Here is a 5,119-nt window from a genome sequence, read left to right on the forward strand (position 1 = left end):
GAGTGCAAAAACTTCTAAATAAGGATTGTCATCGGCAACCTCAATTGCCGCTTTAAAACGGGCGACCAGCTTTGCTTTGTCAATGGATCGCTCGATCGCATTAATCTCTGCTTTGTCATAGATGGGAACGTCGATAAGATATTCCGATTCTTCATCTAAACTAAACTGTGTCTCATGAGTCTCAATAACCGGCTTAAGTTCTTGCTTAAGTTTTTCCTTTTGGATTTCCAGTTTATCGAGATCTGTTAACTCTTTTTGAAAATAGCTCGCTGGAATATGAAATAACTCTTCGAGGATAGGAAGATACTTTTTCGGTACACTCTGTTTTCCTTTTATCCACATATTAATATTTTGTTTCTTAATACCGAGTTTATCGGCTAACTCAATATGTTGCATATGGAACAAATTAAGTATGTACTCGAGACCATTCAAATCCTCACCCCCGTCATTATTGTCCTAGTCAATAGATTTCATTTTATCTGTTATGACGTTAGTTTTCAATAAGGGAGTGTTTTCATCGCTAGGGTTAAGAAAGAGGTAGAGATATAACCACTGTCTGCTAATTAATTCTATTTTAATGCTCGCATATTCTTAGCCGCCTATCCTGTATCACTTGTAGCTATAACTGCTAGAATCCGCAGGTAACTTGAATATGAGTAGTCCTGTCTTTATTTTGGAATTTTAACCATAACTTTCATAAAACAATTGTCTGAGTCAATAATATAATAACGTATATAATTGTCTGAGTCAATAATATAATAATCAGTCAATCGGTGATAATTTGAAACATGTCTGTTGAGAAGGCAGGAATGAGCTACTTGCAAAATGAAAATTGGCTTTTTTTGTATCAATAGATGAATGGTATTACCTTTACCGCAATTAGCAAAAGCAATTGATGTTAGTAGAGGGTTCAAAAGGTTTTCCACCATCCTTAAAGGTATACCTTTACAAACAATACTATTCGTTTGTAAAGCTAAGAACCTCCTGAAGAAATGTCGATCCCCTTATCACTTGAAATATAACGTTTCGTATTGTTACGCTATATGATATTATATAAAAAAACGCCTTTTCTAAAAAAAGGTTTTTTTGAAAATGGAGTTATAAAGCACCCGCTTGATATCTCCTAAAAAAACATTATTTGATAAAATTAACAACAAAACGTCAATATTGTAACCTGAAAAATCGAAACATATGGCTCTTTCCAGACGTAAAAAATATACTCCTATGGAAATTGAACCCTTAACATGCGAACGCACGTTTGGTATAATAGACATACCTAGTATAGAAACGGTATTCAATTAAAAAGGGGGTTCCTCGTCTTATGTTAGTTTATGAAAACAAGTTGCCTGTAGACTGCTCCAATCTAATCTCATCATATGTAAAGCAACATATTATGGGGATCATGGAGGCAAGCCCAACATCTCAATTTCATTGTCATATAACAACAGAAATACCTAATGTTCATGTTTATCTAATCGAACACAACCCGTCCGAAAAGTATTCTCTTTTTCATGTTTTTTCGTGTGATCAAATTGGTGAGGATTACTCCTATCAAAGTTTTTCGGCTGATCAAATCCATATCATGCACCAATTTATGTTACAGGCTAATATCACTTAGCCTTTTTTTCTCTTATCACCCGTTCATATTCTTCTTCAATGATTTTGGATAACAGTTCAGTTGCTGTCATATTCAGCTTTTTTGCGGTCGTAGCAAGTTGTTTTTTTATATACACCGGTACGTCATAATGGAATTTAACCTTATTTCCGTATGCCATTGTCTATTCCACCTATCCTATGATTTCTTGATATTTGTTTTCGATAATACGGATCAATAATTGAGTAGCTGATATTTCTTGTAATGCGGCTGCCTCAATTAGTTTTTCTTTAATTTCAGGCTGGAACTCATAGGGTAGTTTTAATTTAGGTTCTACCATGCGGCCATCTAATGTCTTTTCAGCATCCAATGCAAGTTTCACTAAAGAATCTAAGGACGAATCATTAGAAGCTTCCCTTCCATACTTGGGCAATACGCGTATTAAATACTGCTTTAATGCTTTCTGATTTTCCTCCGGTATTTCTAGGCCAAAATGTTCACCATCGATTTTAATATCACAATCGACTGAAAATCCAAATAAGTTGATACTGTACTTCATATTCACCCTCCTTTTCAGCTATGGATATTATATAGCGATTCGTAACGCCTCACAATATTATTACCCCTTTTTTTGCAACTCATTTCCATTAAAATTTGAACCAATACCTAACAATTCTGAAAAAATAGCATTGCCTTTAGCATTATGGTTAGCAATTAAACTATGCGTTGCTAGGACCACCAGCTGTGATTGGGACAAACCAGTATCTAGAGAGATCTGCAATAAATCTGCCCTCGCCTTTTCAGGAAGATAAACTGTGAGCCTAGAAGGCTTTTCTTTCGATTCCATCCGCATCACCCTATCATTATTTATCTCTATTATAGCACATATTTTATGTCATTGTAACATATAATATAGTTCATTATTCTGTATAGCGTTACGTAACGCTATACAGAATAATGAAGTTAAAGAAGGGAGGTTTTTACTTATGGATCTACAGGCTGTTGTTCAGCTAATCGGAAATGTTGGATTCCCAATTGCCCTTTCTCTGATTCTTCTTCAGACGATACTTGTCAAATTCAATAAACAAATGGATGGATTAGAGAAGCGTTTGGCTCAACTTGATAAGACGATGAATCTGTTACTTAGGACATTTCATCAAAATACTTCTAAAACAGCTATTCGTCAGGACAAAAAGGAAGACGGGTGATAATACTCATATACTGGCCCATGAGCATCTCTCTGAACGTGCGCAATAGCCGATTGCTCAAAATGAGCGATCGGCTATTGCGCACGTTATACAGAAAAAAGGACGGGGGATATCCCGTCCTTGAATACCACTTGACCAACTTAACGCAAAGCCTTATGCCCAAGAAGAAGGGGTAGCTGCAACCATGTTGTAAACACCAACGGTTGCTCCTACATTAATAGGCGTGTTACTTGCTGATGTTTTACCTTTAATTTGAGAAGACGAACCAGAATCAAGCATAACACCTTCCGTGCATCCCAATGCGATCAAAACACCACGAACTTCATAAGCTTCTGCGCTACGAATGTATCCCATAATCACTCGCTGATTGGATGGTTTATACCCAATAAACGTACGAGCACGTTTGACACCTGAACCAAAAGATCCAATACCACTAGGACTTTCTTCAGCGTTCACTTTGGCATAGTAGGCTTCCTTACCGAGATTTCGACGAACATGAAGGCTCAAGCCTCCAATAGCCCAGTTGATCCAGCTTCTTTGACCTGGATATTCAGTAACCTCTGTAACTACATGTTCAGAACAAGTAATTTGCGAGGCTTGAGCCTCTGCGTTATAACAGAAGAGTGTTCCTCTTTTGAATCTTTTAGGAGTTCGTTCGCCACCATTCTTTACAGCCACTCCGTTAGGACCTACAGCAATACCAAGCAATTCATTCGCATTATTAAAGAATGTTCCATTAACACCTGAATAACTGGAATTAGCAAGATTACCACCGATACTTTTAACTGAAACATCTCGAACATCAGCCGAGATATAATATACGCCGCTTACTCCCCCAACCGTTGTATTCTGTACAAAAGATGCTTGTGCCATAATTATCATTCTCCTTAATTTAGAGTAATTAATTAAAGAGAGGGTATCCACTATTCTTGATGCACCCTAACATCAAGGAGTGGCTCTTTATGAATCATATAATATCATATAGCGTAACGTTACGCAATATAAAAGTGCAACTTTTTTTTCTCCCTTGCGTTCTTACATATATACCAAAACTTACAAGGAGGATTCAAATTAATGAAAAATCTCTCGCGCGGTATTCTATCTTTATGTTTAATCGGAGCATTACTTCTCTCTGCATGCGGGAAATCAGATGACACTGACACTCTTTCCAATAGTGAAGAACCTACCAACACAACAAGCCAAGCACCTTCAACCAACAATACAGCAACAAACACAGAAAATCTGATCGAACCAGCCGAGAAAGAAGCAATTAAGGACATCACATCGGCCGATTTTAAGAAAGGCGTCTCTATTGACTTTGACAAATATAAAGGCAGCTTCTTTGACGAAAACATTATCTCCAAATTAAGGAACAATCTTGAATCAGTTGTGGAGAACAACAAAGAAAAGTTTAAAGAGAATTTGAATAAGGAGTCTTTAGAATCTATAAGAGAAGGCTTCTTTTACACAAACGAAAACGATCAATTTATGTTCTATGATTTGGATCTTATCGAAAAAGTCGATGAACAAATTAGAGTAGGCGTGCGCTTTGCAAAAAAAACCTCAGACGGCAGTATTGAAAATCAAGGTATTACGTACTTCTTTACTAAAAACGAAGCAGGAGAATGGGGGATTGAAAATATAGATTAAAACCCATACAAAAAATAGAGGCGGCTCCCTCGTAAGGAGTCGCCTTGTTGTTGGTAAAAAGAAACTAATCTTCTCCTTCTATGCCTTCATACAGCTCCGTTAAATAGTGCTGTGCAGCAAGAACAGTAAAGTCTATATTTCGTTCAGTAGGGAACCCGGACCGCTCCAAAGCCTGTTTAAAAGTGTCTGAGTTGAAACATACGGACTCATCGATGTACTTCTGTTTGACTTCCATCAAAGCCCATTTTTTTGGGAAGACAATAATTCCGTTTAGCGCTTGAACAGCAATGAATTCGTTATGATCGGCAGTAATGCGGACTTCCGGATATTGCTCCTTATGAGTTTGGACGTATTGGTAAACGTCCGCTGCCGTTTCTAATGGATCAGGTGGAAGATACTTTCCACCACGCCTTATAAATCTATAGGCCTTGAACATGCATTCTCCTCCTTATAAGCACCCATGCCAGAAAATAGAATCGTCTGTTTTGAAATATATAGAATCTGTTTCTATAGAGCTGTGTCCGGCCCTGACCTCAAATATCTTACTAATGCCCTTGATCATCTCGTATACCTGATCGATTCGCCTAACATTCGCGAGCTCATTTTTTTCAAGTTCTCTAACTTTACGCCATAGAAACTGGTTAAAGAGCATCAGATCCGTACAGTT

General features: G+C 37.3%; 8 protein-coding genes. 2 read left to right on the plus strand and 6 right to left on the minus strand.

All coding sequences use genetic code 11. From position 1 onward, the window contains the following. The 4 genes from FE296_RS00450 to FE296_RS00460 all read right to left on the minus strand — a co-directional run. Positions 1-432: helix-turn-helix domain-containing protein (locus tag FE296_RS00450; RefSeq protein WP_150363996.1), on the minus strand; the 432-nt coding region annotated here is incomplete at its 3' end. A gap of 1,178 nt (positions 433-1,610) precedes the next feature. After that, positions 1,611-1,775 carry a hypothetical protein gene (locus FE296_RS32570; protein ID WP_190944967.1) on the minus strand — a complete coding sequence of 55 codons (165 nt, stop codon included), beginning with the start codon at positions 1,773-1,775 and terminating at the stop codon, positions 1,611-1,613. 12 nt (positions 1,776-1,787) lie between these two features. After that, a complete protein-coding gene (locus FE296_RS00455) occupies positions 1,788-2,153 on the minus strand; it encodes a hypothetical protein (protein ID WP_150363997.1) in 366 nt (121 codons plus the stop codon). 60 nt (positions 2,154-2,213) lie between these two features. Further along, positions 2,214-2,441 carry a hypothetical protein gene (locus tag FE296_RS00460; protein WP_150363998.1) on the minus strand — a complete coding sequence of 76 codons (228 nt, stop codon included), beginning with the start codon at positions 2,439-2,441 and terminating at the stop codon, positions 2,214-2,216. Between the two features lie 139 nt (positions 2,442-2,580). Here FE296_RS00460 and FE296_RS32575 point away from each other — a divergent pair, with 139 nt between their 5' ends. Next, positions 2,581-2,802, plus strand: coding sequence for a hypothetical protein (locus FE296_RS32575; protein ID WP_190944970.1), 222 nt, complete (start codon positions 2,581-2,583; stop codon positions 2,800-2,802). A gap of 153 nt (positions 2,803-2,955) precedes the next feature. On the opposite strand, the gene FE296_RS00470 is transcribed toward FE296_RS32575, so the two are convergent. Beyond that, positions 2,956-3,675 (minus strand): phosphodiester glycosidase family protein, encoded by a 720-nt coding sequence (locus FE296_RS00470; protein WP_190944969.1) that lies wholly within the window; start codon positions 3,673-3,675, stop codon positions 2,956-2,958. A 201-nt stretch (positions 3,676-3,876) separates the two neighbouring features. Between FE296_RS00470 and FE296_RS00475 the strand changes: the two genes are divergently transcribed. After that, on the plus strand, positions 3,877-4,452 hold the full coding sequence (locus FE296_RS00475) for a hypothetical protein (RefSeq protein WP_150364000.1): 576 nt from the start codon (positions 3,877-3,879) through the stop codon (positions 4,450-4,452). 64 nt (positions 4,453-4,516) lie between these two features. Here FE296_RS00475 and FE296_RS00480 read toward each other — a convergent pair whose 3' ends face one another. Next, positions 4,517-4,888, minus strand: coding sequence for a hypothetical protein (locus tag FE296_RS00480; RefSeq protein ID WP_150364001.1), 372 nt, complete (start codon positions 4,886-4,888; stop codon positions 4,517-4,519). Positions 4,889-5,119 lie beyond the last annotated feature (231 nt).

It is taken from the genome of Paenibacillus sp. UASWS1643, from assembly GCF_008693195.1.
Lineage (GTDB): Bacteria > Bacillota > Bacilli > Paenibacillales > Paenibacillaceae > Paenibacillus > Paenibacillus amylolyticus_B.